Annotated in this window: 28 protein-coding genes; 22 read left to right on the top strand and 6 right to left on the bottom strand. The window is 70.0% G+C overall.

Annotated features, from left to right (window positions below):
• Positions 1–13: 13 nt before the first annotated feature.
• Both ACFORO_RS13165 and ACFORO_RS13160 read left to right on the top strand, forming a co-directional pair.
• Positions 14–1,225, top strand: coding sequence for a sensor histidine kinase (locus tag ACFORO_RS13165; RefSeq protein WP_377869865.1), 1,212 nt, complete (start codon positions 14–16; stop codon positions 1,223–1,225).
• Positions 1,222–1,872, top strand: a complete 651-nt coding sequence (locus ACFORO_RS13160; RefSeq protein WP_377869866.1) for a response regulator — start codon at positions 1,222–1,224, stop codon at positions 1,870–1,872. Before ACFORO_RS13165 ends, ACFORO_RS13160 begins: the two co-directional genes overlap by 4 nt.
• On the opposite strand, the gene ACFORO_RS13155 is transcribed toward ACFORO_RS13160, so the two are convergent.
• Positions 1,873–2,550 (bottom strand): IclR family transcriptional regulator, encoded by a 678-nt coding sequence (locus ACFORO_RS13155; protein WP_354746784.1) that lies wholly within the window; start codon positions 2,548–2,550, stop codon positions 1,873–1,875.
• Between the two features lie 117 nt (positions 2,551–2,667).
• Here ACFORO_RS13155 and ACFORO_RS13150 point away from each other — a divergent pair, with 117 nt between their 5' ends.
• From ACFORO_RS13150 to fahA, 9 genes are all read left to right on the top strand, one after another.
• Complete coding sequence (locus tag ACFORO_RS13150) at positions 2,668–3,087, top strand: nuclear transport factor 2 family protein (protein WP_377869867.1); 420 nt, start codon at positions 2,668–2,670, stop codon at positions 3,085–3,087.
• 23 nt (positions 3,088–3,110) lie between these two features.
• Positions 3,111–3,944, top strand: coding sequence for an SDR family NAD(P)-dependent oxidoreductase (locus ACFORO_RS13145; protein WP_377869868.1), 834 nt, complete (start codon positions 3,111–3,113; stop codon positions 3,942–3,944).
• On the top strand, positions 3,937–4,731 hold the full coding sequence (locus ACFORO_RS13140) for an SDR family NAD(P)-dependent oxidoreductase (protein WP_354746778.1): 795 nt from the start codon (positions 3,937–3,939) through the stop codon (positions 4,729–4,731). The genes ACFORO_RS13145 and ACFORO_RS13140 overlap by 8 nt, the downstream gene beginning before the upstream one ends.
• Positions 4,728–6,134: an FAD-dependent oxidoreductase gene (locus ACFORO_RS13135; protein ID WP_377869869.1), complete on the top strand. Its 1,407-nt coding sequence runs from the start codon at positions 4,728–4,730 to the stop codon at positions 6,132–6,134. The genes ACFORO_RS13140 and ACFORO_RS13135 overlap by 4 nt, the downstream gene beginning before the upstream one ends.
• A 37-nt stretch (positions 6,135–6,171) precedes the next feature.
• Entirely contained in the window at positions 6,172–7,506 is a 1,335-nt protein-coding gene (locus ACFORO_RS13130; protein WP_377869870.1) for an MFS transporter, read from the top strand.
• Between the two features lie 43 nt (positions 7,507–7,549).
• On the top strand, positions 7,550–8,089 hold the full coding sequence (locus tag ACFORO_RS13125) for a MarR family winged helix-turn-helix transcriptional regulator (RefSeq protein WP_377869871.1): 540 nt from the start codon (positions 7,550–7,552) through the stop codon (positions 8,087–8,089).
• A 160-nt stretch (positions 8,090–8,249) separates the two neighbouring features.
• Positions 8,250–9,449, top strand: a complete 1,200-nt coding sequence (locus ACFORO_RS13120; protein WP_377869872.1) for a homogentisate 1,2-dioxygenase — start codon at positions 8,250–8,252, stop codon at positions 9,447–9,449.
• Positions 9,416–10,273, top strand: a complete 858-nt coding sequence (locus ACFORO_RS13115) for a hypothetical protein (protein ID WP_377870050.1) — start codon at positions 9,416–9,418, stop codon at positions 10,271–10,273. The genes ACFORO_RS13120 and ACFORO_RS13115 overlap by 34 nt, the downstream gene beginning before the upstream one ends.
• Positions 10,270–11,439 (top strand): fumarylacetoacetase, encoded by a 1,170-nt coding sequence (fahA, locus tag ACFORO_RS13110; RefSeq protein ID WP_377869873.1) that lies wholly within the window; start codon positions 10,270–10,272, stop codon positions 11,437–11,439. The genes ACFORO_RS13115 and fahA overlap by 4 nt, the downstream gene beginning before the upstream one ends.
• Before the next feature lie 250 nt (positions 11,440–11,689).
• Here fahA and ACFORO_RS13105 read toward each other — a convergent pair whose 3' ends face one another.
• Both ACFORO_RS13105 and ACFORO_RS13100 read right to left on the bottom strand, forming a co-directional pair.
• Positions 11,690–12,319 carry a CoA transferase subunit B gene (locus tag ACFORO_RS13105; RefSeq protein WP_354746766.1) on the bottom strand — a complete coding sequence of 210 codons (630 nt, stop codon included), beginning with the start codon at positions 12,317–12,319 and terminating at the stop codon, positions 11,690–11,692.
• Complete coding sequence (locus tag ACFORO_RS13100) at positions 12,316–13,026, bottom strand: CoA transferase subunit A (RefSeq protein WP_377869874.1); 711 nt, start codon at positions 13,024–13,026, stop codon at positions 12,316–12,318. Before ACFORO_RS13100 ends, ACFORO_RS13105 begins: the two co-directional genes overlap by 4 nt.
• A gap of 157 nt (positions 13,027–13,183) precedes the next feature.
• Between ACFORO_RS13100 and ACFORO_RS13095 the strand changes: the two genes are divergently transcribed.
• Entirely contained in the window at positions 13,184–13,948 is a 765-nt protein-coding gene (locus ACFORO_RS13095; protein WP_377869875.1) for an IclR family transcriptional regulator, read from the top strand.
• A 50-nt stretch (positions 13,949–13,998) separates the two neighbouring features.
• The gene (locus tag ACFORO_RS13090) at positions 13,999–15,891 is read left to right on the top strand and encodes a S9 family peptidase (RefSeq protein WP_377869876.1); all 1,893 of its coding nucleotides are present in this window, start codon (positions 13,999–14,001) and stop codon (positions 15,889–15,891) included.
• A 75-nt stretch (positions 15,892–15,966) separates the two neighbouring features.
• On the opposite strand, the gene ACFORO_RS13085 is transcribed toward ACFORO_RS13090, so the two are convergent.
• Positions 15,967–16,338, bottom strand: coding sequence for a winged helix-turn-helix transcriptional regulator (locus ACFORO_RS13085; RefSeq protein WP_344284560.1), 372 nt, complete (start codon positions 16,336–16,338; stop codon positions 15,967–15,969).
• 142 nt (positions 16,339–16,480) lie between these two features.
• Between ACFORO_RS13085 and ACFORO_RS13080 the strand changes: the two genes are divergently transcribed.
• Genes ACFORO_RS13080 through ACFORO_RS13065 form a run of 4 tightly spaced genes read left to right on the top strand, consistent with a single transcriptional unit; the run spans position 16,481 to position 19,132 of the window.
• Complete coding sequence (locus tag ACFORO_RS13080; protein ID WP_377869877.1) at positions 16,481–16,876, top strand: hypothetical protein; 396 nt, start codon at positions 16,481–16,483, stop codon at positions 16,874–16,876.
• Entirely contained in the window at positions 16,873–17,046 is a 174-nt protein-coding gene (locus ACFORO_RS13075) for a hypothetical protein (RefSeq protein ID WP_377869878.1), read from the top strand. Before ACFORO_RS13080 ends, ACFORO_RS13075 begins: the two co-directional genes overlap by 4 nt.
• 50 nt (positions 17,047–17,096) lie before the next feature.
• Positions 17,097–17,777, top strand: coding sequence for a winged helix-turn-helix domain-containing protein (locus ACFORO_RS13070; RefSeq protein ID WP_377869879.1), 681 nt, complete (start codon positions 17,097–17,099; stop codon positions 17,775–17,777).
• Entirely contained in the window at positions 17,774–19,132 is a 1,359-nt protein-coding gene (locus tag ACFORO_RS13065; protein ID WP_377869880.1) for a sensor histidine kinase, read from the top strand. Before ACFORO_RS13070 ends, ACFORO_RS13065 begins: the two co-directional genes overlap by 4 nt.
• Here ACFORO_RS13065 and ACFORO_RS13060 read toward each other — a convergent pair.
• On the bottom strand, positions 19,129–20,355 hold the full coding sequence (locus ACFORO_RS13060) for an LCP family protein (protein ID WP_377869881.1): 1,227 nt from the start codon (positions 20,353–20,355) through the stop codon (positions 19,129–19,131). The two genes, ACFORO_RS13065 and ACFORO_RS13060, sit on opposite strands and share 4 nt — an antisense overlap.
• Positions 20,356–20,513: 158 nt before the next feature.
• Entirely contained in the window at positions 20,514–21,257 is a 744-nt protein-coding gene (locus ACFORO_RS13055) for an SDR family NAD(P)-dependent oxidoreductase (protein WP_377869882.1), read from the bottom strand.
• Between the two features lie 128 nt (positions 21,258–21,385).
• Between ACFORO_RS13055 and ACFORO_RS13050 the strand changes: the two genes are divergently transcribed.
• The 5 genes from ACFORO_RS13050 (at position 21,386) to ACFORO_RS13030 (ending at position 26,901) form a co-directional block, all read left to right on the top strand.
• Complete coding sequence (locus tag ACFORO_RS13050) at positions 21,386–21,871, top strand: MarR family winged helix-turn-helix transcriptional regulator (RefSeq protein WP_377869883.1); 486 nt, start codon at positions 21,386–21,388, stop codon at positions 21,869–21,871.
• A gap of 103 nt (positions 21,872–21,974) precedes the next feature.
• Positions 21,975–23,435 (top strand): MFS transporter, encoded by a 1,461-nt coding sequence (locus ACFORO_RS13045; RefSeq protein WP_377869884.1) that lies wholly within the window; start codon positions 21,975–21,977, stop codon positions 23,433–23,435.
• Between the two features lie 12 nt (positions 23,436–23,447).
• Positions 23,448–24,632 (top strand): FAD-dependent monooxygenase, encoded by a 1,185-nt coding sequence (locus ACFORO_RS13040; RefSeq protein ID WP_377896555.1) that lies wholly within the window; start codon positions 23,448–23,450, stop codon positions 24,630–24,632.
• A gap of 72 nt (positions 24,633–24,704) precedes the next feature.
• Positions 24,705–25,313, top strand: coding sequence for a TetR/AcrR family transcriptional regulator (locus ACFORO_RS13035; RefSeq protein ID WP_354746744.1), 609 nt, complete (start codon positions 24,705–24,707; stop codon positions 25,311–25,313).
• A 28-nt stretch (positions 25,314–25,341) separates the two neighbouring features.
• Positions 25,342–26,901 (top strand): MDR family MFS transporter, encoded by a 1,560-nt coding sequence (locus tag ACFORO_RS13030; RefSeq protein ID WP_377869886.1) that lies wholly within the window; start codon positions 25,342–25,344, stop codon positions 26,899–26,901.
• The last annotated feature ends 22 nt before the right edge of the window (positions 26,902–26,923 follow it).

Raw genomic sequence — 26,923 nt, 5'->3', positions numbered from 1 at the left:
ATACCGTGACCGGGTGACCAGCACGTGCCGTTCCTGGCCGCGGTCGACCGACTGGCTCTGGCTGGGCGGCGCCGCGCTGGCGTTCGCCTGCCTCGACTTCGGGCTCTTTCTCGCCTCCGGACCCACCACCGGTTTCCTGGGGCCGTACGCGACGCTCGTCCTGGAACTGGTTTGCGACGCGTCCCTCCTTCTCCTGGCGCGCTTCCCGAACGCGGTGGCCGGGCTGCTGATCGTGGCCTCGCTGGCGATGCTGGCGTCCGACCTCTTCTCCCCCGGCCTGCTCGTGCCCACGCGCCAGCCGACGCTAATGACCGTTCCCACGATCACGCCGATCGTGCTGGCGCAGCTCGTCCGGCAGCTGGATCGGCGGCGGCTGTTGTGGATCGCCGGATTCCTGGCGCTGCTGGCGACGCGGCCGTGGAACCCGGCCTGGAACACGACGCCGTTCGGGTTGCTGAGCACCGCGCTTCCGGTGGCGGTCTCGCTGTACTTCGAGGCGCGCCGGCAGCTGCTGAGTTCGTTGCGGGACCGGGCCGAACGCGCGGAACGCGAACAGCATCTGCTCGCCGAACAGGCGCTGGCGGCGGAGCGGCGGCGGCTGGCGAGCGAGATGCACGACGTGGTGACCCATCGGCTGAGCCTGATGGTGCTGCACGCGGGCGCGCTCGGCGTGACGTCGCCGGATCCGTCGGTGAAGTCGGCTGCCGAGGACATCCGGCGCGAGGGCGCGCATGCCCTGGACGAGCTGCGCGACCTGGTCGGCGTGCTGCGCAACGGCACCGGGATCGAACCGCCGGTGCCGAATCCGCCGCTTCCCGGCGAGGTGGCGGACCTGGTCGCCGAATCGGTGGCGGTCGGCATCGCGACCGAGCTTTCCGTGACCGGCGACCGGACTTCGGTGTCGCCGACCGTGGCGCGCACCGCGTATCGCGTGGTGCAGGAGGCGCTCACCAACATCCGCAAGCACGCGCCGGGCTGCTCGGCGACGGTTTCGCTGCGCTATCACCCGGGCGGGCTGGACGTGGCCGTCGCCAACACCCGCTCAGTCAAGCCGCCGGACGCGACGCTCGCGCGCAGTGGCTCCGGCGCGGGGCTGAGCGGGTTGCGGCAGCGGGTCGAACTGGTCGGCGGGACCTTCGAGGCGGGCCCCGTGCCCGGCGGCGGGTTCCGGATCGGTGCGATACTTCCCGCCTACGTCCCGACCACGGAAGGTGCTGCCCGGTGATCACGGTCGTGGTGGCCGACGACGAGCCGATGGTGTGCGCGCACCTGCGCACGATCCTCGGTTCGGCCGGCGACATCGAGGTAGTCGCACAGGCGCGGGACGGCGCCGAAGCGGTCGAGGAAGTGGTCCGGCACCGGCCGTCGGTGGTGCTGATGGACCTGCGGATGCCCGGCGTCGACGGGCTGGCCGCCATCGAGCGGATCTGCGCGCTGCCGGAGCCGCCCGCGGTCGTCGCGCTGACGACGTTCGACGCGGACACCTACGTCATCCGCGCCCTCCGCGCGGGCGCGGCCGGGTTCCTGGTGAAGTCGACGCCGCCGGAGGACCTGATCGGCCTGATCCGGGTCGCCGCGGACGGGCACACCGTGCTTTCGCCATCGGCCGCGCGCCGGTTGGTGGCGCTGTCGTCGGACGGCCACCGCCGCGACGACGAGGCCCGCCGCCGGACCGCCGGGTTGACCGACCGCGAGCGGGATGTGTTGGCCTGCCTGGGAGAAGGACTGTCCAATGCGGACATCGCCGGTCGGCTGCATCTGGCGGAGGCGACGGTGAAGAGCTATGTGTCGCGGATGCTGGTGAAGCTCGACTGCGCGAACCGGACCCAGGCCGGGTTGCTGGCGCATGAGGCCGGGCTCGTCGGCCGGTAGCTATTTCAACAGCGAGCCCAGGCGCTGTGCAGACGCCACCACCAACCGGCCCAGCTCGTCCGGGTCCGGAGCCTCGAACAACGACAGCCCGATACTCGTACCCGGCGCGTCACGACCAGTCGGCACCACCGCCGAAATCCCCGTGATCCCCGGCGCGATCTCCCCCACCGACACCGCATAACCCCGGGACCGGGCGCGCGTGATCTCCTCACGCTCCCCCTCCACCGGCGGCTCCGCCGACAGCAGCGCGAGCCCGGCCGAACCGCGGCCTATCGGGTCCAGCTGGCCGCTGCGGAACGACACGTGCATCCGCGCCTGCCGCGGTTCCACGATCATCAGCATCCGCACCTGTTCGACGTTTTCCCGGACGACCAGGTGCGCCGACGCGCGACCGGCGTCCGAGAGCTCCTCCAGCACCGGGCGCGCGAGCGTGCGCAGGTCCTGTTCCACCGGTTCGGCCAGGCGCACGAGGCCGGTGCCGAGCGAGATCCGCTTGAACCGGTCGCGCCGGCAGAGGTGGTGCGCCTCCAGCGTGCGCACGAGGCGGTGCGCGACCGTCCGGTGCACGCCGATCCCCTCGGCGATCTCGGTCATCGTGAGCCCCTGCGGATGCTCCACCAGCAGCTCCAGCACTTGAAGCCCGTGGCTCAGCGTCTTCGACGTCCCCGTTTCGGACACACGACTCCCTTGACGACAGCTTGTCCGGCGACCTACTGTTCCTACATATCGCACGGTGCGTGCGAATATAGCACGTTTGCCGCTCGAGGCAACTCCCCGCGGATCGAGGTCCCTGACATGAGCGAAGTCCCCGTCGAGGACGTGGTGGCGGTGCATCAGCTCTACGGCCGCCAGAGTCACGCCATCGACTCCGGGCAGGCCGCGCGCTGGGCCGCCACGTTCACGCCGGACGGGAAGTTCGTCTCGCCCAGTTACCCGGAACCCGCTGTCGGCACGGCCGCATTGACCGCGTTCGCCGAACGCTTTCACGCCGGGTGCGTGGAGTCCGGCGAGCGGCTGCGGCACGTCGTGTCCACAGTGGAGGTCCGGTTAGGACAGTCCGGGGATGCCTTGCGAGCGCTCGCCTATCTGCAGATCGTCGGGACGCCGGAAGGCGGATCCCCGCGACTGCACCGGCTCACCGTGCTGGACGACGAACTCGTGCGCACCGCGGAAGGCTGGCGCGTGCGCCGTCGCACCGTGCACCGCGAGCCCTGAGAAACAACGAGGAGAAAACGCAGATGACCACTCTCGAGCCCACCGGCCCCGGCCGGGTGCTGCACCAGCCCGCGACCGCGCGGTACCCGGAGATGCCGGGCAAGGTCGCCGTGGTCACCGGCGCCGCTCGCGGAATGGGTGCGCGATTCGCCTCCGGTCTCGCCACGCGCGGGGTGCACGTGGTGGGCGGCGATCTCGACACCGCCGCGATGACCGCCACCGCCGACGAGCTGACCGCCGCGCTCGCCGCCGAGTCCATTGAGGACAAGCCGGGCCGGATCGTCGCGGCCGCGGTGGACGTCACCCGCGCCGAGGACCACGTCGCGCTCGCCCAGCGCGCGATCGACGAGTTCGGCCGCATCGACTTCTGGGTCAACAACGCCGGGATCTTCCCCTACGGCGAGGTTCCCGACATCACCCCGGAGCAGATCCGCTCGACGCTCGCGGTGAACGTCGAGGGCGTGCTGTTCGGCGCGCAGGCCGCGGCCGCGCGGATGGAACCGGGCAGCGCGATCGTCAACATGGCGTCGGTGTCCGCGGTCCGCGTGCGCAAGGGCCGCGCGGCGTACTGCAGCTCCAAGGCGGCCGTCGCGCACCTCACCGAATCGCTCGCGGTGGAACTCGGCGACCAGGACATCCGCGTCAATTCCATTGCCCCGGGCTACATCGACACCGAGATGACCCGCTGGATCCAGGACGACGCGCCCGCGCTGGCGAAGGCGCTGGACGCGGTTCCGCTGCACCGGATCGGCTCGCCGGAAGAGGTGTGCGGCGTGCTGCTGTTCCTGCTTTCGGACAGCTCGCGGTACGTGACCGGGCACAGCCTCGCGGTCGACGGCGGCTCTCGGCATGTCTGACGCCACCGAAGCCGTGCGCTACCCGGACGTCGTGCTCGTGACGGGCGCGGCGAACGGGATGGGCGCGCAACACGCCCGCGCGCTCGGCGAACGCGGCGTGCACGTCTGCGTCGCGGATTTCGCTGGTGCGGAAGAAATCGCGGACGAGATCCGCGCAGCTGGCGGTGCGGCGACTCCGTACACAATGGACGTTGTCGAACCAGCACAGTGGACTCGCGTGCTCGAGAAGATCCGTTCCGAGCACGGTTCGCTCGGCGGGCTCGTGAACAACGCCGGCATCTCCCGGCGGCTGGAATTCCAGGACACCACCGCCGAGGTCTGGGACCGGGTGCTCGCGGTGAACCTGTCCGGGCCGTTCCACGGGATGCGCGCGGCGGCGCCGCTGATGCGCGATTCGGGCGGCGGTTCGATCGTGAACATCTCGTCGATCTCCGGCCAGATCGGCTACTTCTCCCCCGCCTACTCGGCGAGCAAATGGGGATTGACCGGACTGTCGAAGTCCGCCGCGGGCAATTTCGCGAAGTGGCGGATCCGGGTCAACTCCGTCCATCCCGGACTGGTCGGCACCGGGCTGCTGGCGGGTGCGGACGCGTTCGTCAAGTCCGCTGTGGACAGTGTGCCCGCCGGAAGGATGGCCGACCCCAAGGAAATCACCGACACGGTGCTGTTCCTGCTGTCGGATCGCTCCACCTATCTGACCGGGAGCGAGGTCACGGTGGACGGCGGCCTTGTCTCGAACGGTCTCTACCATCGCATTCTCGCCGAAACCGGAGGTGATCTGGGATGAGCGTCGACGCTGACGTAGTAGTGATCGGTGGAGGCGGTGCGGGTCTGGCCGCCGCCGTGTCCGCGGCCGAGCACGGTGCCTCGGTGATGCTGTTCGAGTCGGAGAAGGAACTCGGCGGCTCGACCCAGCTGTCCGCGGGCATGCTCACCGCGGCGGGCACGAGCGTCCAGCGCGAACTGGGCATCGAGGACGCTCCGGAACGGTTCTTCCAGCACTACCTCGACCTCAACCAGTGGCAGCTGAAACCCGGGCTGCTCAAGACGTTCTGCCGCGAAGCCGGTCCTGCTGTCGAATGGCTGATCGGGCTCGGCGCGGAGATCCCGGCGAAGGTGTCGCACGACGCGCACACGCCGGGGCTGACCCGCGCGGGCGTCGAGGACGTCTGGCGCGGGCACGTGCCGAAGGACCAGGGCTACGGCCTCGTCCAGGTGCTCGACCGCGCTCGCCGCAAGGCTGGTGCCGAAGCGGTGCTGAACACCCGCGTCGAACGGCTGCTCGTGGAGGACGGCCGGGTCGCCGGCGTGGTCGCCGACGGCATCGAGGTCCGCGCGAACTCAGTGATCGTGACCAGCGGCGGGTTCGCTCAGGACCCGGCCTTGCGCTCGCGGTACTACCCGGACGCGGACGCGGCGGGCGAGGATCTGTTCGTCGTCGCCGCGCCCGGCTCCCGAGGCGACCACTTCGCGTTCGGCGAGCAGGTGTCCGCTTCGATCACCGGCGAGGGCTGGGGATTGCTGCTGCCGACGGCGTATTTCCAGCGCCTGCACCATTGGCAGTCCGGTTTCCCGCCGCGCTCGCGCGTGCTGGTGAACGCGCACGGCCGCCGGTTCATGGACGAGGACGCGTCGTACGCGGTGTCCAGCGGCATCATTTCCGCACAAGACGGTCCAGTGTGGATGGTCTTCGACGAGCGGGCGCGCCGCGACCTCCCGCCGGGCTACGCGCATTGGAACGCCGACCACGTACTGTCCGAAGCGGACGCTGGCCGCACCCTGCGCGCCGACACGCTGGAGGCCTTGGCGGGCAAGATGAACGTGCCCGCCGACGCTCTCCGGGCCACTGTGGACAGATGGAACGCCCAGCTCCCCACCGGCGAGGATCCAGAGTTCCTGCGGCACGAAACGCTGTCCGCCAAGGGCGCGACCGAGCCGCCCGCGAAAATCGCCACCGGTCCGTTCTTCGCCGCCCGCACGCTGCCCGCCGAACTGGTCTGCACGCACGCCGGGCTGGAGATCGACTCCAGCGCCGCCGTGCTCGATGTTCGCGGGAACCGGGTGCCCGGACTGTTCGCCGCGGGCGAGGCCGGGGCGGGCGTGCTCGGCTTCCGCTATGTCGGCGGCGGCAACGCGGTCGCCAACGCCGTCACCATGGGCCGCATCGCCGGTCGCTCCGCCGCTGCCTGACCCTTCAGACTTACTGCTCACTGTCGAGGAGAACCCCATGTCCGTCCCCGCCGCAGCCGCCACCACGGCGGACTCCCCGCTGGCCAGACGCACCGTCCGCAAGGTCGGCGTCCGCGTCATGCCGATCGTCCTGCTGCTCTACATCTTCAACTACATGGACCGGGCGAACATCGGCTACGCCCAGCTCGGCATGGCCAAAGAACTCACCATCACGGCCGCGACCTTCGGCGTCGCGTCGGCGATCTTCTTCCTCGCCTACGTGGTGTTCGAGGTCCCCAGCAACATGATCATGAAGAAGGTCGGGGCCCGGCTGTGGCTCAGCCGGATCGCGGTCAGCTGGGGCATCGTGACCGTGCTGACCGGGTTCGTCGCGAGCGTGACGCACCTGATGATCGCGCGGATCCTGCTCGGCATCGCCGAGGCGGGCCTGTTCCCCGGTCTGCTGCTGTACTTGACCTTCTGGTTCCGCGGCAAAGAACGCGGCCGGGCCATCGCGACGCTCGCGCTCGCGCAGCCGATCGCGCTGATCCTCGGCAGCCTGTTCGGCGGCTGGATCCTCGACCACGTGCACTGGGCCGGCATGAGCAGCTGGCAGTGGGTGTTCATCCTGCAGGGCGCGCCCGCGGTGCTGATCGGCCTGCTGACCTTCTTCTACCTGCCGAACAAGCCCGCCGACGCGAAGTTCCTGACCGCCGAGGAACGCACCTGGCTGCAGGCCGAGATCGACCGCGAGTACGTGCCGGAGGAGAAGGAGACGTTCCTCGGGCAGCTGCGCGCGGTGCGCGACGGCAAGGTCATGCTGCTGGCGATTTCCAATCTCTTCATCGCCTGCGGCCTGTACGGGCTGACGTTCTTCCTGCCGCTGATCGTGAAACAGCTCGACCCGAAGTACTCCTCGACCAACATCGGCCTGCTCGGCGCGATCCCGTACGTCGTCGGCGCGGTCGGCATGCTGCTGCTCGCCCGCAACTCCGACCGGACCGGCGAGCGCAAGGGCCACGTGATCGGCACCGTGCTGGTGGCGGCGATCGGGTTCTTCGGCGCGATCCAGTTCAAGACCGTGCCGACGTTGTCGCTGATCAGCCTCTCGCTGGCGGCGATCGGCGTGCTCGGCTACCTCGCGCCGTACTGGGCGATGGCCGCGCGGGTGCTGTCGAAGGAGCACACTGCGGTCGGGCTGGCCGCGATCAACTCGATCGCCGCGCTCGGCGGGTTCTTCGGGCCGTACGCGATCGGGCTCGCGGCGACCGAGACCGACGTGACGGTCGGGCTGTACTTCCCGATCGGCTGCCTGATCGTCGCCGCGGTGATGCTGGCGTTCCTGAAGGTGCCGCGCGACGCGGGCGCCCGCCTGACCCGTCCTGTGAAGTAGTTTCGAGTTTGATTATCCCGGCGGCGCGGGTACCGTGCTGCCCATGCAGGACTCCGCCGCGCCGCCGGACCCGGACTCGCTCGACTTCTGGTCGTTCATCGCGCTGGCCAACCGCAGGCTGTCGCAGGAGTTCGGGTTCCGCCACCAGCTGGCGACCGAGGTGCTGCTGACGCTGAACCGGGCGTCGAACCTGGTGACCTACGACCTCGAATCCGCCGTGCACCGGCCGCGCGGGCGCTCGTGGTCGGCGTTCCGCGTGCTGTTCGTCGTGTGGCTGGCCGGGCCGCTCGAACCGTCCGCCGCCGCCCGGCTCACCGGCATGAGCCGGGCGGCGGTGTCGAATCTGGCGAAGTCCCTGGTCAGCGAGGATTTGCTGACGCGGACGCCGGGCGAGACGGACGGCCGCTCAGTGCGGTTGTCGCTCACCGAGGCCGGGCACGCCGAAATGCTCGAGGTGTTCGAGGCGCAGAACGAACGCGAGGCCGGGTGGGTCGAGGTGCTCACCGAGGCCGAGCAGCGCGTGCTGGTGATGCTGCTGGACAAGCTCATCTCCGGCCGGGCCGGGTTCGCCACCCGCCGCTGACCCTGCCGCCACTGTCCGTGAAGGGCTCCTTGAGGGAATCAGATTCCTTCAAGGTTCCCTTCACGGACAACCCGTCAGCCCTTCCCACGGCTTGGCTGGGGGACTAGGCTGAACGGAAAGTAGTACATACTTTGATTACTTCGCGCCGAGGAGGCGACCCATGGCCTACTACCGCAGCGCGGGCAGCATCCCGCCTAAGCGGCACACCCAGCACCGCACGCCCGAAGGCGGGCTCTATTCCGAGGAGCTGATGGGCGAGGAGGGCTTCTCCTCCGACTCGTCGCTGCTGTATCACCGCGGCATCCCGTCCGCGATCGTCGACGCGACGCCGTGGGAACTGCCGGACCAGACGCTCACCGAGAACCGGCCGCTCAAGCCGTTGCACCTCAAGCTGCACACGCTGTTCCCTGGCCAGGAGTGGAAGAGCGCGGACGTCGTGAGCAACCGCCGGCTCGTGCTCGGCAACGGCGACGTGCGCATCTCCTACGTCGCCGCCGGCGAGGCTTCTCCGTTGTACCGCAACGCGATCGGCGACGAATGCGTTTATGTCGAGTCCGGTGAAGCGGTCGTCGAAACGGTGTTCGGCGCATTGCCCGCCCGCGCTGGCGACTACGTGATCCTTCCCCGCGCCACCACGCACCGCTGGGTGCCGAAGGGCACAGAACCGTTGCGCGCCTACGTGATCGAGGCGAACTCGCACATCGCGCCGCCGAAGCGCTACCTCTCGCGCTACGGCCAGTTGCTGGAGCACGCGCCGTACTGCGAGCGCGACCTGCACGGCCCGGCCGAGCCCCTGCTCGCGGAAGGCACCGACGTCGAGGTGCTGGTGAAGCACCGCGGCTCGCGCGGCGTCGTCGGCACGCGTTATGTGTACCCGACGCACCCGTTCGACGTGGTCGGCTGGGACGGCTGCCTCTACCCGTACACGTTCAACGTCTCCGACTTCGAGCCCATCACCGGCCGCGTGCACCAGCCGCCGCCCGTGCACCAGGTGTTCGAGGGCAACAACTTCGTCATCTGCAACTTCGTCCCGCGCAAGGTCGATTACCACCCGCTGTCGATCCCGGTGCCGTACTACCATTCCAATGTGGACTCCGACGAGGTGATGTTCTACTGCGGCGGAAACTACGAGGCGCGCAAGGGTTCCGGCATCGGCCAGGGCTCGATCAGCCTGCACCCCGGCGGGCACAGCCACGGCCCGCAGCCCGGAGCGGTGGAACGCTCGATCGGCGCGGAGTTCTTCGACGAGCTGGCCGTCATGGTCGACACGTTCCGCCCGCTGGAAATCGGCGAGGGCGGCCACGCGAGCGACGACCCCGGTTACGCCTGGACCTGGGCAGGACGGGGACCGCAGTCGTGACCGACGCGCTGACCCGGGGCCTGCTCGACGACGCGGCCGTCTTCCCGCCCGGCCTCGCACCGCTGCCGGACGCCGTCGCCGCCCACGACCGGCACACCGCTTCCGGGTACGCCGCGATGGTCGGCCCGCTGGTGGTCGCCGCGTCCGGTTTGGCGGAACTGGCCGAAGTCGTCGCAGGCCGCTCGACGACCCTGCCGCTCACCGTGACGCTGCCCGCCGGGCCAGGTGGGATCGCCGACGTGCTCAAGGCCGTCGACGGCCTGCCGGTGTCGGTCGAATCGCTGGAAATCGCGGTACCGCAAGGAATGAGCGTCGCCGAGTTCCTGTCCGCAGTGGACGGTTGCCCGGTTCCCGTCGCCGTGGAAATCCCGCGCGACGACCGCCGGGTCCCGTTGCTGCAGGCGCTTTCCGGCACCCCGCACAAGGCGAAGTTCCGCACCGGCGGCACGTCAGCCGAGTACTACCCGGACGAAGCCGAACTCGCCGCCGCGATCCGCGCGACCGCCGAGGCAGGCGTCCCGTTCAAGGCGACCGCGGGCCTGCACCACGCGATCCGCAACACCGATCCCACGACCGGCTTCGAGCAGCACGGATTCTTGAACCTTTTGCTCGCCGCCGAAGCGGTCGGTCGCGATGCCGAGGACGAGGAAGTCGTTGCGCTGCTTGCCGAACGCGATGCCGCGGCGGTCGCCGACCGCATCCGCGCGCTGGCCCCGGAACGCCTGGCCGCGGCCCGCGCGCAGTTCACCTCGTTCGGCACCTGCAGCATCACCGACCCGCTCACCGAACTGACAGACCTAGGCCTGATCGGAGCCACCGCATGACCGTGCTCGACATCCCCGCCGGCTCCCTCTTCGGCGTCGAAAACCTGCCGTACGGCGTTTTCTCGGCGGGCGGCGGCAGTCCCCGAGTGGGCGTGCGCGTGGGCGAGCACGTGCTGGACCTGTCGATCGCCTTGGGCGACGCGGTCTTCGCCGAGCCGACGCTGAACGCCTTCATGGCGCAGGGCTACGACCGCTGGGTCGAGGTCCGCACGCGCCTGCAGACGCTGGTCACCGGCGAGGTGCCCGCCGAAGCCGTGCACGCGATCGGCGACGTCACCCTGCACCTGCCCGTCGACGTCGCCGATTACGTGGACTTCTACGCCTCGGAACACCACGCGTCGAACGTCGGCCGCCTGTTCCGTCCGGACGCGGAACCGTTGCTGCCCAACTGGAAACACCTCCCGGTCGGCTACCACGGCCGCTCCGGGACGGTCTACGTGTCCGGCACCGACGTGGTCCGCCCGAGCGGCCAGCGCAAGGGCGAGGACGGTCCGGTCTTCGGCCCGAGCACCCGCCTGGACATCGAGGCGGAACTGGGCTTCATCGTCGGCGCGGGCACCCCCGCCAACACCCCCGTCTCGCCCGACGACTTCCCCCGCCATGTCTTCGGCGCCGTCCTGCTGAACGACTGGTCGGCCCGCGACATCCAGGCCTGGGAGTATGTCCCGCTGGGCCCGAACCTGGGCAAGAGCTTCGCGACGTCGATCTCGCCGTGGGTGGTCCCGATCCTCGCGCTGGCCGAGGCCCGCGTGCCGCTGCCCGGCCAGACGTCGCCGGAACCCCTGCCCTACCTGCGGGAGACGTCGCCGTGGGGCCTGGACATCACTCTCACGGTGCAGTGGAACGGCCAGGAAGTGGCCCGCCCGCCGTACCGCGAGATGTACTGGTCCCCCGCCCAGATGCTGGCCCACCTGACCGTCAACGGAGCCTCCGCCCGCACCGGCGACCTCTACGGCTCGGGCACCATCTCCGGGTCGGAAGCAGCGGAACGGGGCTCGTTCCTGGAACTCTCGTGGGGCGGCCGGGACCCGCTGACCGTCAACGGCGAATCCCGCACGTTCCTGCAGGACGGGGACGAGGTCGCGATCACCGGCGCGACCACCGCCAGCAGCGGCGCGAAGCTGGGCTTCGGCGAAGTCCGAGGCCGCATCCTCCCCGCGAAGTGACCACTCAACGTCCGTGAAGGGCTCCTTGAGGGAATCCAATTCCCTCAAGGAGCCCTTCACGGACTTCCAGCAAGCCGCACCTGCCCGCCCAGGGCATCCAGAGCCCACCTTGCATCCCGATACGAAGCCTCCCTGCGGAAGGCGGGGGTTTGTCAAGGCATCTTTCCCGCCTTGACAAACCCCCGCCTTCCGTCAGCACAATCGGGCTTCGGGATGCCCGCCACCGGGGCTCTGGAATACCCGACCGCAGCTATTCAGCAATCGGCGCCCCGGTCTTCTCCCGAACCTCCGCAAGAGAAACCCCAGGCGCAAGCTCCACCAGCTTCAACCCGTCCTCAGTGACATCCAGGACAGCCAAGTTGGTGATAATCCGATTCACCACCCCGGCCCCTGTCAACGGCAGAGTGCACTTCTCCACGATCTTAGGCGTCCCGTCCTTGGCAGTGTGATCCGTGATGATCACCACCCGACGAGCCCCGGCGACGAGATCCATCGCCCCGCCCATCCCCTTGACCAGCGCACCGGGCACCGTCCAGTTAGCCAAGTCCCCATTGGCCCCGACCTGCAACGCCCCGAGCAACGCCAGGTCGATATGCCCGCCGCGAATCATGGAAAACGACTCAGCGGAATCGAACAAACTGGCCCCGGGCTGCAACGTGACAGTCTGCTTCCCGGCATTCACCAGATCCGGGTCTTCCTCGCCCTCCCAAGGAAACGGACCCAACCCAAGAATCCCGTTCTCGCTGTGCAACGTAACCTGCACACCGTCCGGAATATGATTGGCCACCTGCGTGGGAATCCCGATCCCGAGATTCACATAGTCGCCGTCCCGAAGCTCGCGAGCCCCGATCGTGGCCATGTCGTCCCGATTCCAGCTCACGCCGACGCCTCCTCACGCACGCGCACAGTCCGCTTCTCGATCTGCTTCTCCCGCGCAGCCGCCTGAATCAGCCGCTGCACGTAGATCCCCGGCGTGGTGATCCGCTCCGGATCCAAGTACTCGTCCGAAACCTGCTCGGCCTCAGCGATCGTCACCTTCCCGCACGTCGCGACGAGCGGGTTGAAGTTGCGCGAGGCGTACCGGTAGATCAGGTTCCCGGCCGGGTCCGCGACATACGCGTGGACCAGCGAAAGATCGGCGACGATCCCGCGCTCCTGCACGTAGGCGACCCCGTCGAACTCGGCGTGCGGCTTGCCCTCGGCGATCGGCGTGCCGACCCCGGACTTGGTGTAGAACGCCGGGATCCCCGCGCCGCCGGCCCGCATCCGCTCGGCGAGCGTCCCCTGCGGGGTGAACTCGACCTCGACGGTCCCGTCGAGATACTGCCGCGCGAACAGCTTGTTCTCGCCCACGTACGACGCGATCACCCGCCGCACCTGCTGGTTCTCGAGCAGAATGCCGAGCCCGGCCCCGTCGACTCCCATGTTGTTCGAGACGATCGTCAGATCGCGCACGCCCGAGTCCCGGACCGCCTCGATGAGGTCGTTCGGGTTCCCGGTGAGGCCGAAGCCCCCGACCGCGATCGTCAGCCCGTCCTCGAGCAGCCCGTCGAGGGCCTCCGCGGCGCTGCGGTACTTCGTCGGCACGGCATCCTCTCCACTTCGTTCGGTGAGTGGTCAGTCCCCGCATACAACCCAGCGCAGGCGAAACGGGTCAACCGACACGCCGGGATCCCTGGCAAACCTCTCGCGCACCGAACACCCGCGCCCGATGCGTCCACTGAGCGGACGTACCCTCGAACCCGTGCCCACCTCGCCTCCTGACCACGTAGTCGGACGGGTGTCCGCGGTCCTGCGCGCATTGTCCACCTACCGCGACGGAGCGTCGACCTCGCAGCTGGCGCGCCAGTGCGGCCTGGCCCGCCCGACGGTGCACCGGCTGCTCGCGTCGCTGGCCGCCGAGGGCTATGTCGACCGCGACCGCCAAAGCGGCCGCTGGTACCTGGGCCCGGAGCTGTACCTGCTGGGCGAAGCCGCCGCCCCGCGCTACGACGTGACGCAACAGGCCCGCGCGAGCGTCCACCGGCTGGCCGCGGCTACCGGGGAAAGCGCTTTCTTCTCCGCCCGCCGCGGCAACGAGACGGTCTGCCTGTTGCGCGAGGACGGCGACTTCCCGATCCGCTCGTTCGTGCTGTACGAGGGCGCGCGGTTCCCGCTGGGCGTGGTGTCGGCGGGGCTGGTGGTGCTGTCGATGCTGCCGGACCGGGAGGTCGAGGAGTATCTGTCCACTGTGGACCTGACCGGGGAGTGGGGTCCGGCGCACCGGGCGGAGGACGTGCGGGCCCGCGTTGCGCGGACGCGGGAGGACGGGTACTCGACCAATCCCGGGCTCGTGGTCGAGGGGAGCTGGGGGATGGCGGCGGCGGTCTTCACCCCGGCTGGGGAGCCCGCGTGGGCGTTGACGTTGACCGGGGTGGAATCGCGGTTCCGGGAGGAGCGACGGGCGGAGTTGGGGGCGTTGCTGCTCAAGGAGGCGCACACGTTGACGAACGTGCTCCGGCAACCGTGACTGCTGCCGACTTGCGTGTGCTGCGCGGTGGAGGTGGGCAGACTGGTCGCATGTCTGGTCTGACCGCCGAACTCGTCGTTGATGGTCGCGCCCCGCAAACCCCGGCCCTTGCCCCGGACGGACGACTGCTCTGCTACGTCCTCGCTCCCGTCAGCCGGACCGGTGACCACCTTGACACCGAACTCTGGCTCGTAGACCTCGACGACGCCGCAGCGCGCCGGGCAACCGCCGACACCGCGACCGAGTCTCGACCACGCTGGTCCGCGGACTCGGAAACGCTATTTTTCCTGTCTGACCGAGCCGACCGCGGCACCTCGCAGGTGCACCGGCTCGCCGACGGCGCGGCGGCCGCGGTGACCGACTGGCGCGCCGGCATCCTCGACCACCTGCCCCTCGCCGAACCCCACGTGATCGCTCTGCTCGCCGAGGACGAGCCCACCGAGCAGGACGCGCGCCGCGCCCGGGACCGCGACGACGCCATTGTCGTCGGCGAGCGCGAACCTCGAGCCCGGTTGCGTCTGCTCGACCTGCGCACCGGTCACGTCACCACCCCGGAGGTTTTCGGCGACCGGCACGTCGTGGAACTGCGGCAACGACCCGACGGCGGCCCACTCGCCGTGCTCACCCAGGCCAGCAGCGACCACGACTACGGCCCCCGCACCGGCAGGCTGCACCTGTTCGACCCCGAAACGGGAACAGCGGAGGACCTCGGACCGGTCGAAGCCGAGGCACGCTCCCTGGCCTGGTGGCACAGCGAGGACGGCTGGCACCTCGGTTATGTTGCCCTCACCCCGCCGGTCTTGCAGGCCGGCACCGCTGTGTTCGACCTGGCTGTGGACAGCCGCGTCCGCCGCAATCGCACCGCAGGCCTTCCGAGGTGCCCCACCGAACTGTGCCAGACCGACGCCGCCCCGCTCGTGGTGTTCGCCGACGGCCTGAACACGACCCTGGCCCGGCTCGACCCCACCGGCCCCACGACCTTGTCGCAGCATCCCGGCCGCCTCGACACCCTCACCGTCACCCCCGGGGGCACAACGATCGCGGCTTTGACCGGCACCCGTTACCAGCCCGCGAACGTTCGCGTCGGATCACCGACCGGACCACTGCGGAAGATCACCAATACCCGCCCCGAGCTGGACGGCATCACGTTCGGCGCCCAGCGGCCGCTGGCCTACCGTGCCGCCGACGGCCTCGATCTGGACGGCCTGCTCGTGCTGCCGGTCGGGAAATCCGCCTCGGACGGCCCGTTCCCGCTCGTCACGATCGCGCACGGCGGCCCCTACGACCGATACGCCGATCGCCTGCAGTTGTTCTGGTTCCCCAGCGCGCAATGGCTGGCCGCCGCCGGCTACGCGGTGTTCCTGCCCAACCCGCGCGGCGGCCAAGGTCACGGCCACCAGTTCGCCCTCAGCGTCGCGGGCAGGGTCGGCCAAGAGGAATGGACCGACATCATGGGCGGCATCGACTTGCTCGTCGCCGAGGGCGTCGCCGACCCCGGTCGGCTGGGCATCGCCGGCGGGAGCCACGGCGGGTTCATGGCCGCCTGGGCGATCGGGCAGACCGACCGGTTCCGCGCCGCGCTGGTTCTCGCCGGTGTCACCGACTGGGGGATGCTCGCCGCGACCGGGGAGAACGGACAGTTCGAGGCCGCGCTCGGCGGCAGCACCGGCTGGGACGGAATCGGCCCGCACCCGCACGACGCGGTCAGCCCGGTCTCCTTCGCCAGCCACGTCCGGACCCCGGTGCTCCTCCTTCACGGCGCCGAGGACACCAACGTCCCCCTCGGCCAGTCCGCGTACTTCCACCGGGCGCTGCGCCACTTCGGCGCCGAGCACGAGTTCGTGATCTATCCCAGAGAGGGGCACTCGATCCAGGAACGCAACCACCAACTCGACATTCTGCGCCGCACCCGTGCCTGGTTCGACCGCTGGCTCCGCCCTTGATCCGGGGCGCTCAGCTACGAACGTGCTCCGGCAGCCCTCCTGAGTGCCTATGCCAGTTAGAACCGCGATCGCCACTCATGAGGCAGTAGCGGCGTTCTCCGCGTCGTAAGCCGCCCGCGCGGCCGTCACCTGGTCCATGTTCCGGCGGGCCCAGCGGTCCAGCAGTTCGAGCGGTTCGGCGAGGTTGCGGCCCAGCTGGGTCAGCTCGTACTCGACCTTCGGCGGGATCACCGGGTACGCCGTGCGGATCAGGATGCCGTCGCGGACCAGGCTGCGCAGGGTCTGCGTCAGGACCTTTTGCGAGATTCCCTCGACGCGCTTGCCGATCTCGGTGAACCGCAGCGGGCCGTCCACCAGGGCTCCGACGATCAGCACCGTCCACTGGTCGCCGATCCGGTCGAGCAGCTGGCGCGTCGGGCAGTCGCGGTCGTACGGATTTCCCAGCACGGCGGCCTCCTCACTCTCCGCAAGAGAGTAACACTCCCCCGGGTCAGCAGGCTTTACCGAACCCGAACATTCGTCCCACACCCCCCGTACACCCGCACGCGACGGTGGGCATCGGGAACACCGACACAGGAGGACGAGAACGATGCGAGGAACGAGGCGGCTGGCACTGGCGGGCTGCGGGATCGCGGCCGGGCTGCTCGTGGCCGCGCCGATCGCCAGCGCGGACACGCAGGCTCCGGCTCCGGCGCCGGTCACGCTGAGCCCGCAAGAAGTGCAGCAGATGTGCACGGCCTGGGTGCCGAAACTGCACAAGCAGGCCCAGAACCTGACCAACCGGATCAACGGCGGACCGGAGGTCTCCGGGTCGGTCGCCAATCTCAAGGCGCGCGCGAACGACGCCCGCACCAAGGGGCACACCGCGCAGGCCGACCGGCTGCAGAAGCGGGCGGACAAGCGGCAGAGCCGGATCGGCGAGCTGACCAACGCGACGAAACAGCTCGACGCGTTCACCGCCGCGCATTGCCAGGCGCCCAAGTGAAGCGGCTGATCGCGGTCGCTGCCGCGGCTGTCGTCGTCGGGCTCGGCTGCGCGGCGTGCGACAACGGTTCGGTGCCGTCGTCGGGGGCGGCGCCGAACGGCGATCTGAGCGGCATCCAGTCCACGCTGGACTCGATCCAGTCCGACATGGCGGGCGACGGGTCGCGGTGACCCGCGTACCGTTGCCCCCGACGTAGCCGGCCGGAGGAACGGGAGCCCGCATGGGGTCAGCTGGCCGCGGTCTCGTCCTCGTCGTGGAGGACGAGACCGCGATCGCCGAGCTCGCCGCGCTTTACCTGCGGCGCGACGGGTTCGGGGTGGAGGTCGAGCCGGACGGCGCGAAGGCGCTCGCGGCGATCCGCCGGTCGCGGCCGGTCGCCGTGGTGCTCGACATTGGACTGTCCGGAATGGACGGTATTGAGATCTGCCGGGCACTGCGCGCGGCGGGCGACTGGACGCCGGTGCTGTTCGTGACCGCCCGCGATGACGAGCTGGATCGTTTGCTGGGCCTCGAGATCGGCGCGGACGACTATCTCACCAAGCCGTTCAGCCCTCGCGAACTCGCTGCCCGCGTACGAACTGTGCTGCGCCGTGCGTCCGGCAGTCCAGCCACGACACTCGCTTGCGGCGGCGTGCGCATCGACGTGCCCGGCCGTCGTGCTTGGGCAGGCGAAGCCGAGGTCACGCTCACCTCCACCGAATTCGATCTGCTCGCCTACCTGCTGCGTCATCCCGGCCAGGTCCTGTCGCGCGATCAGCTGCTCAGCGCGGTCTGGGGTTACGCCGCCGCGGCCGGGACCCGCACCGTCGACGTGCATGTCGCGCAGCTGCGGGCGAAACTCGGCGAGGACAGTCCAATCCGGACAGTCCGGGGCATCGGGTACGCGGCGGACGGCGGATGAAGACCACGCTCGCGCTCCGGATCACCGTGGTGTGCCTGGCCGTCGCCGGAATCGCGGTGCTGGTGGCTGGACTGGTCGCGTCCCGGCTGGTCCGCAACACCGCCGATTCGGTGCTGCAGCAGTCGTTGCGGGATCAGGCGGACGTCGTCGCCGGACAGCTCGACAGCACCGGCAACGGCATCGGCAACCGGCTCGCGATCGGCAAGGCGGCCGCGGTCGTGCGGGGGCAAGGCATCGAGGTCGTCGTGCACCGGGACAACGGCCAGAATTCCGGCCAGGCGATCGCGGTGCGCGCGGCGGAACGGGCCGGGCTGACGTCCGGAAAGGACCATTCGACGCGGGTCGCGATCGGCGCTGTCGATTACCTCGTGGAAGTGCGCTCGGTCGGTCCGCAGGCCGCGTTCGCGCTCGTGCAGCCCGTGCGCAGTGCCGAGGCGACCCAACATGCTTTGCTGCGCAACATCCTCCTCGCACTCGGCATCGGGCTTTTGGTCGCCGCCGTCGCCGGATACGTCTCCGGACGATTGCTCGGCCGCCCGCTCCGCCGCGCGGCCGCCGCCGCGGGCAGTCTCAGCGCCGGTCGACGCGACGTCCGGGTGCCGGTCGAAGGCCCTGCCGAAGTCGCGCAAGTCGCTGGCTCGCTGAACGAACTCGCCGACGCGCTGGCCAGGAGCGAAGCCCGCCAACGGGAATTCCTGCTGTCGGTGTCACACGAACTTCGCACCCCGCTGACCGCCGTGACCGGTTTCGCCGAGGCGATCGCCGACGGAGTCGCCGAAGGCCCGGATGCCCGGCGCGCCGGCGAGACGATCCACCGCGAGGCGCAACGCCTGGAACGGCTCGTGTCCGATCTGCTCGAACTCGCCCGCCTCGGGGCCGACGAATTCCAGCTCGACCTGGACGTTTTCGACTTCGCCGCACTCGTCCGGGACTGCGCGGAGGTGTGGCAGCTGCGCTGTGCCCGCTCGGACGTCCCGCTGACCGTGCAGTCTCCCCCGGGAACCGCCATGGTGACCGCCGACGCCCGGCGGCTGCACCAGGTCGTGGACGGCTTGGCGGAGAACGCTTTGCGCGTCACGCCCGCCGGTGCGCCGATGGTATTCGCGCTGACGGTCGCGGACGGCCACGCGCACCTGTCGGTCCGGGACGGCGGTCCGGGACTCTCAGCCGAAGACTATCCGGTGGCTTTCGAACGCGGCGTCCTCAATGCCCGGTACCGCGACAGCCGCCCGGTCGGCTCCGGCATCGGCCTGGCGCTGGCGCACGGGCTGGTGACGCGGATGGGCGGGACCCTGACGGCCGGACCGGCTCCCGAAGGCGGGGCCGCGTTCACCATCACGCTGCCGCTGGCCTAGTTCACGCACCCGCTGGCGGTCGTCATCTTCGGCTGCGCCGGGGTGCCCGCCGGAGGAGTGGGCGTCGTGGTCTCCGCGATCGGCCGCACCGCGCCGCCGCTCGACGACGGGTGGACGGTGCCCGGGTCGGATGTTCCCCCGGAGGCCGAGACGTCCGGCGAGCTGATCTGGGTCTGTACGAACTGCTTCACCTGCGCCGGATCCACCTTCACCGCGTCCCCGTCGGCCGGAGTGGCCAGCGACAGGCTCTGCACCGGAATCGTGCCGAACGCGATCGCGCCCGAGCTGAGGCCGTGCAATTGCTCGGCGAAGCTCAGCAGGTTCCAGCCGTGGTCAAGGGTGACCGAACCTTCCAAAGCGTCCACAAGGGACGAAAGCCGTGAGGGATCGGTGAAGGTGCCGGAGCCGAGGACAGTTTTCGCCATCGCCGACATGAACGCCTGCTGCCGCGCGATCCGGTCCAGGTCGCCGTTCGGGAGGCCGTGCCGCTGTCGCACGAATGCGAGCGCCTGCGTACCCGAGATCGTCTGCACTCCGGCGGGGAAATTCGCACCGGAGAAGGAATCGTTCACCGGCGCTTTCAGACACACCTGGACGCCGCCGACCGCTTGGCTGAGCGCGGCGAACCCCGAGAGATTGACCGCGGCGTAGTGATTGATAGTGAGCCCGGTGAGCTTTTGCACCGCGGCGATGGCCGACTTCGCACCGGCCGCGTCGGCCGCCACCTCCAGCTGCGGGCCGCTCATTCCTTGCTGGGCAAGCTTTCCCCGCTGATCGGCCCGGGCACGACTGTACGCCGAATTGATCTTGTGCTTGCCGTAACCCGGAATGTCCACATAGGAATCGCGTGGGATCGAAATCGCGGTGGCCGCCGCCCCGCCGACCGGGACGTGCACCACGATCATCGTGTCCGTGGTGTTGCCGCCGTCGTCCCCGCTGCCCGCGTGCAGCGCGTCGAGCACGTTCTGCGACAACGGCGTCCCGTCCGGTTTGGTGCGGGAATCGAGACCTACCAACAAGATGTTCTGCGCGACGGTGAGCGGTTCCCCGGCCGGAGTGTCCGGAACCTGCGCCGAGGGCGGGATGACGTCGGCGGTGACGAGACTGGTGTCGAGCCGGTGCAACTGCGACCACGCGAATCCGGTGGCGCCCAGCACCAGGGTGGACACCACCCCCAGTACTGCCCGGCCGCCGATCCGGCGGCCCCGGGACGTGATCAGCACGGCCGGTTCCTCGCTTCCCCGGGGACGGATTTCGACCCCCGCGTCCGAGGATCACCGCGTTAGCTGGGAATAGCCTGAGAAACCTGTCGCGAAGATGTGATGCTGCCCGTTCGGCCGAGCGCGCGGCGACAGCCGGTATCCCTTCGGGCACAGGGAGTTCAGCGCGGCATCCGCCGCCACACCGCGCGCGGCACGAACCGCATCGCCGCGAACACCAAGCGCAACAGCCCCGGCACCCACACCACTTCACGCCGGCGGCGCAAGGCGGAAACAGTCGCGTCGGCAACCTGATCGGCGGTACTGGAGAACGGCGCGGGCGACATTCCCTCGGTCATCCGGCCGATCACGAAACCCGGCCGCACGAGCAGCAGGTGCACGCCGGTGCCGTGCAGCGCGTCGGAGAGGCCCGAAGCGAACCCGTCGAGTCCGGCTTTCGCCGAGCCGTACACGTAATTCGCCCGTCGCACGCGAATCCCGGCGACCGACGAGAAGACGACCAGGTTCCCGGAACCCTGAGTACGCAACAGTTCCGCCGTGTGAGTGAGCACCGAGACCTGGGCGACGTAATCGGTGTGCACGATCGCGGTGGCGTGCGCGGCGTCGGTTTCCGCGCGGGCTTGGTCGCCGAGAATGCCGAAAGCCAGCACGACCGTCTCGAGCGGGCCGTGTTCCTTGATGACGCGATTGAGCAGCGGGCGGTGCGCGGAGAGGTCGTCGGCGTCGAAGCCCTCAGTCGCGACGGTCTCCGCGCCTGCCTCGCGCAGTTCGGCGGTCTGCGCCGCGAGGTCCGCGCCCGGCCTCGCGGCGAGCACGAACCGCTTCGCACCCCCGCGCGCCAGCCGGACGGCCACCGCCGTCCCGATTTCGCTGCGTCCGCCCAACACCAGCACCGTTCCGCTCACGACCGGTGAGTCTGCCAGCCGCGCCGTCGCTGCCGCGGCCGACCCGGAACCCGCTCTCGACGGCCCGGTGCCGCTCGTCACATCATTTCGCTAACTTGGTTAGTTACTTATCTAGTAGTCTTCTTTCCATGACGTCCTCAGCCCGCGGCTCGCGGCGAACCGAATCCCCCGGCGTGGGCAACGCGGTGATGGAGCGCCTGCAAGAGGTAGGAACCTTGACGCGGGTGATCGAACAACGGCTGAGCGGAGCGCTGGGGATCAACGCCACGGACCTGGCGGCGCTGGAGCACCTCGCCACCGACGGCCCGCTGACGGCGAAGGACCTCGCCGACCGGCTGCGGGTCTCGACCGCGGCGAGCACGCACATCGTGGACCGGCTCGAGAAGGCCGGGCACGTCGTCCGCCGCCCGCACACCACCGATCGCCGCAAGGTGCTGGTCGAGCCGGTCGCGGAGTCGATGGAGCGGCTCTTCGGCCACCTGCACCCGCTGCTGCACGGCGTGGAGGGCCTCGTCGAGGCGCTGCGCCCCGGCGACCGGGACGTCGTCAAGGCGTTCCTGGCCGGGGTCGTGCGGATCTACACCGACACCGCGGATTCCTTCCCCCAGGGCTGACCGTCACCTGCCCCCACCGGGCGCGTTCGTTCCGCACGAATGCCCGCCCGGCGTACGAACGCGCCCGGAAAACGAGCGCCAGCACCAGAATTCGGAGAGAACCGTGTCCGTACCCGAGAAGAATGCCGCGCCGCGGGCGATGGGGTGGCTGCTGGCCGCCGTGCTCGTGGTCGAGTTGATGGACTTGCTCGACTCGACGATCGTCAACGTGGCGGGGCCGTCGCTGGAGCGGTCGCTGGGGACGAGCCCGGTCGGGCTGCAGTGGGTCATCGGCGGCTACGCCCTGACGCTCGGCGCGGGCCTCGTGCTGGGCGGGCGGCTCGGCGACCGCTACGGCCGCCGTCCCGTGTTCCTGGCCGGACTCGCCGCTTTCGCGCTCGCGTCGCTGCTGTGCGCGGCCGCGCCGGGCGTCGGCCCGCTGATCGCTTTCCGGCTGGTCCATGGTGTGGCCGGGGCGATGATGCTGCCGCAGGGCCTCGGCATCCTGCGCGACAACCTCGCTCCCCGGCAGCTCACGAAAGCTCTCGCCGTGTTCGGTCCGGTGCTCGGTCTCGGCGGCGTGCTCGGCCCGGTGCTGGGCGGCGCACTGGTCGACTGGGACCTGTTCGGCCTCGGCTGGCGGCTGGTGTTCCTGGTCAACGTCCCGGTCGGCCTCGCCGCATGGGCGCTGGCCTGGCGGCTGGTGCCTCGCGGCAGCGGAACCAGGACGTTGCGCGTGGACGTTGTCGGGGCCGGGCTCGTCGCCGCCGCGTCGGCCTTGCTGGTTCTCCCGCTCAACGAGGGGCAGTCCTCGGGGTGGCCCCTGTGGACGTGGCTGTCGCTGTCCGCCGCGGCGATCGGCTACGCGGGATTCGCGCTGTGGCAACGCCGCACCGTGCGCCAGGGCCGGACGCCGCTGGTCACCCCGAGCCTGTTCGGCAAGTCCGCGTTCACCGTCGGGCTGGTCGCGGTCGCGCTGTTCTTCGGCGGGCTGATCGGCACCCAGCTGGTACTCACGTTCTTCCTGCAGCTCGGCCACGGCTTCACCGCCGGACAGGCCGGGCTGGGCAACCTCCCGGTCGCACTGGGCACCGCCGTCGGCGGCACCATCAGCGGCGGGCTGCTCGCCGCCAAACTCGGCCGCCGCGTGCTCCAAGCCGGGGCCGTCGTCCAGTTCGCCGGGATCGCCTGGCTGTGGCTTTCCCTCGCCGACACCAGCGGTTTCACGATCTGGCAGATCGTGCCCGGCAGCGCCGTCGCCGGCATCGGCGCGGGCATCGTGATCGCCGCGGTGTTCAACACCGTGCTCGGCGCCGTCGCCGACGACGAGGTCGGCTCCGCCTCCGGTGTCCTGTCCGCGGTCCAGTCGATCGGCGGTTCGGTCGGCGTCGCGGTGTTCAGCACGGTGTTCTTCGCCGGTGCGCTCACCGGCCAGGTCACCGAAAGCTTCCGCGACGCCCTCGTGGTCCAGGCGATCGTCATCGCGCTGTTCCTGCTCATCTCGCCGCTGTTCCCCCGTCGCGCCCGTCCCGACGAACCCACGACCCCGGAGAGCGCCGCACCGGCCGCCCGCACCACTTCTTAAGGGGAGGATCCCTTGTCCCGCAACGTTTTGATCTCCGGAGCCAGCATCGCCGGACCCGCACTGGCCTACTGGCTCCACCGGCACGGCATGACCGCGACCGTGGTCGAGCGCGCGCCGGAACTCCGGCTCGGCGGGCAGACCGTCGACCTGCGCGGCGCCGGCCGCACCGTCATCGAACGCATGGGCCTCGAACAGGCCGCCCGCGACCGCGGCACGCACGAGGAGGGACTGCGTTTCGTCGACGACCGCGGCCGGGTCCGCGCGTCCTTCGGCAGCGACGCCCTCGACGGCGACGGGTTCATCACCGAACTGGAGCTCCTGCGCGGCGAACTCGCCGACCTGCTTTACCGGCACACCCACGACGACACCCGGTACGTCTTCGGCGACGAGATCACCGGCCTGTCCGACACCGGCGACGGCGTGGACGTCACCTTCCGCACCGGCCCCGATCAGCGATTCGACCTCGTCGTCCTCGCCGACGGCTTTCGCTCGCGCACCCGGGACCTCGTCTTCGCGGACCTCGCCCGCGTCCGGTCGTTCGGCCTCTACACCGCGTACTTCACCATTCCCCGCACCGAATCCGACGGCCGCTGGGCCCGCTGGCACAACGTCCCCGGCCGCCGCGTCGTCCTCCTGCGCCCCGACAACCAGGGCACCACCCGCGCCACGCTGTCCTTCCTGCACCCGCGTCCCGGGCTCGACCGGCTGCAAGCCCCGGCACAGCAGGATTTTCTGCGCTGCCACTACGCCGACGCCGGCTGGGAAGCCCCGCGCGTGCTCGAGGCGATGGGCGATTCCCCGGACTTCTCCTTCGAATCCGTCGGGCAGCTGCGCCTGGAGCACTGGTCGCGCGGCCGGATCGCCGCCGTCGGCGACGCCGCTTACTGCGCCTCCCCGCTCAGCGGCATGGGCACCAGCCTCGCCCTCGTCGGCGCTTACGTCCTCGCCGGAGAACTCAGCCGCCACTCGGCCCACCACGACGCCTTCCGCTGCTACGAAACCATCATGCGGCCCTACGTCGCCCAGGCCCAGCGCGTCTCCTGGTTCGCACCGCGGGTGGCCGCCCCGAAAACCCGCGCCGGCATCCGGCTCCTCACCACCGTCGCCGGCCTCGCCGCCCATCCCAGGATCAGCCGCGTCACGGCCCGGTTCGCCAGCCCGCCCGCGGAAGCCGTCGACCTTCCCAGCTACCCCTGAGCCCGGCACGAGGTGCCCTGATTCACAAACTGCAACTTTGCAGACTCTGCAAGATCTCGCTACGCTGATCCGGTGCCCACTCCCGGCCTTCGCGAGCGCAAGAAGCTCGAAACCCACCGCACCATCGCTCTCGCGGCGCTTCGGCTGATCGACGAACGTGGTTTGGACCAGGTCACCGTCGACGACATCGCCGCCGAAGCAGGCGTGTCGGCGCGCACGTTCTTCAACTACTTCGCGGTCAAAGAAGACGCCGTGCTCCTCGCGTATGCCGACCACGCGGAGCGGGCCGCGCAGACGATCGCCCGGTTCGTGGCGCAGCCGGACGGGATCGACGCCTTTCCGGCGTTCATCGCGACCGTCCGGGAGGACCTCGCGGACGTCGAGCGGGACCGCGACGAATGGCTGACCCGGTTGCGCATCATCCACGGCGATCCGTCGCTGCTCATCCGGGCGACCGTGCTCAACTCCGGCTCGCGCGATCCGATGATCGCCGCGATCGCCCAGCGCAGCGGCACCGACGCGGAGAACGACCTGTTCCCGTCGCTGCTGCTCGCGGTGGCCGGCGGAGTGCTCAACACCTCGCTCAGCCGCTGGGCCGCCCGCGACGGGGCCCAGCCGCTGCTCGAAATCTTCGACGAGGCCGCCGCCACCGCTGCCGCCGGCCTGCCCGACCCTCGCTGAAACCCTTCGTAGTCCGGAAAGGACTGTCATGTCCCTGTCCACCGCGGAACCGCCCGCGGCTTCCCCGGCGATGAGCCACCGCCAAGTGCTGCAGGCGATGTCCGGCCTGATGATGGGCATTTTCGTCGCCATCCTCGCGTCCACTGTGGTCGCGAACGCCCTGCCGCGGATCGTGTCCGAGCTGGGCGGCAGCCAGTCGTCCTACACCTGGGTCGTCACCACCGAACTGCTCGCGATGACCGCGACCGTCCCGCTCTGGGGCAAGCTTTCCGACCTGTACAACAAGAAACTGCTGATCCAGCTCTCGCTCGGGCTGTTCGTGGTCGGCTCGCTAGTGGCCGGGTTCGCGCAGAACATCGACATCCTGATCCTCAGCCGGATCGCCCAGGGCATCGGCGGCGGCGGGCTCACCGCGCTCGCGCAGGTGATCATGGCGGCCATCGTTTCGCCGCGCGAGCTGGGCAAGTTCTCCGGCGTCTTCGGCGCGGTCTTCGCCGTCGGCACGGTCGCGGGCCCGCTGATCGGCGGCGTGCTGGTGGACACCTCGTGGCTCGGCTGGCGCTGGTGCTTCTTCCTCGGCGTGCCGTTCGCGATCGCGGCGATCCTGTTGCTGCAGCGCACTTTGGACCTGCCGACGCTGCGCCGGGAAGTGCACGTCGACTACCTCGGCGCGTTCCTGATCATGCTCGGCGTTTCGACGCTGCTGGTGTGGTCGTCGCTGGCCGGTTCGACTTTCGAGTGGGGTTCCTGGCAGACCGCGGTGCTCGTGCCCGCCGGTGTGCTCGTGCTGGTGCTCGCGGTGTGGGTGGAGTCGAAGGTGCGCGAGCCGGTCGTGCCGCTGGCGCTGTTCCGCAACCGCACGGTCACGCTCGCCACCGTCGCGAGCTTCCTGGTCGGCGTCGCGATGTTCGGCGGCACCGTGTTCCTGTCCCAGTATTTCCAGCTGGCGCTCGGCAAATCGCCGACGGTGGCCGGGCTGATGAGCCTGCCGATGATCTTCGGGCTGCTGGTGTCGTCCACCGTGTCCGGCCAGCTGATCAGCCGCACCGGCAAGTGGAAGCCGTTCCTGCTGCTCGGCGCGGTGCTGATGGCGGCGGGGCTCGGCCTGCTCGGGCTGATCGACGCGCACACCTCGCTGCTGGAACTGAGCCTGTTCATGCTGGTGCTCGGCGTCGGCGTGGGCATGCTCAACCAGAACCTCGTGCTGGTGACGCAGAACGACGTGCCCGCCGCCGATCTGGGCGCGGCGACCTCGACGCTGTCGTTCTTCCGCAGCCTCGGCGGGTCGATCGGCGTGAGCGCGCTCGGCGCGGTGCTGGCCAGCCGGGTCGGCACGCTCATCGCCGACGGGCTCGGGCCCGCCGCGGCCAGCGGGTCCGGCAGTGGCGGGAAGGTGCCTGACCTGGCGCAGCTGCCCGCTCCGGTCGTGGCGGTGATCCGGGACGCTTACGGCGCCGCGACGAGCGATCTGTTCCTGATCAGCGCGCCGATCGCGCTGCTCGTGGTGGTCGCGGTCGCGTTCCTGAAGCACTTGCCGCTCAAGACGAAGAGCGGCCTGGAACGGCTCGCGGACGAAGCGGTCTCGTGAGTGGCGTTGCCGGTTAGGGCGC

It is taken from the genome of Amycolatopsis halotolerans, assembly GCF_042647905.1.
Taxonomy (GTDB): Bacteria; Actinomycetota; Actinomycetes; order Mycobacteriales; family Pseudonocardiaceae; genus Amycolatopsis; species Amycolatopsis halotolerans.
This window is presented reverse-complemented; position numbering and strand designations above follow the sequence as displayed.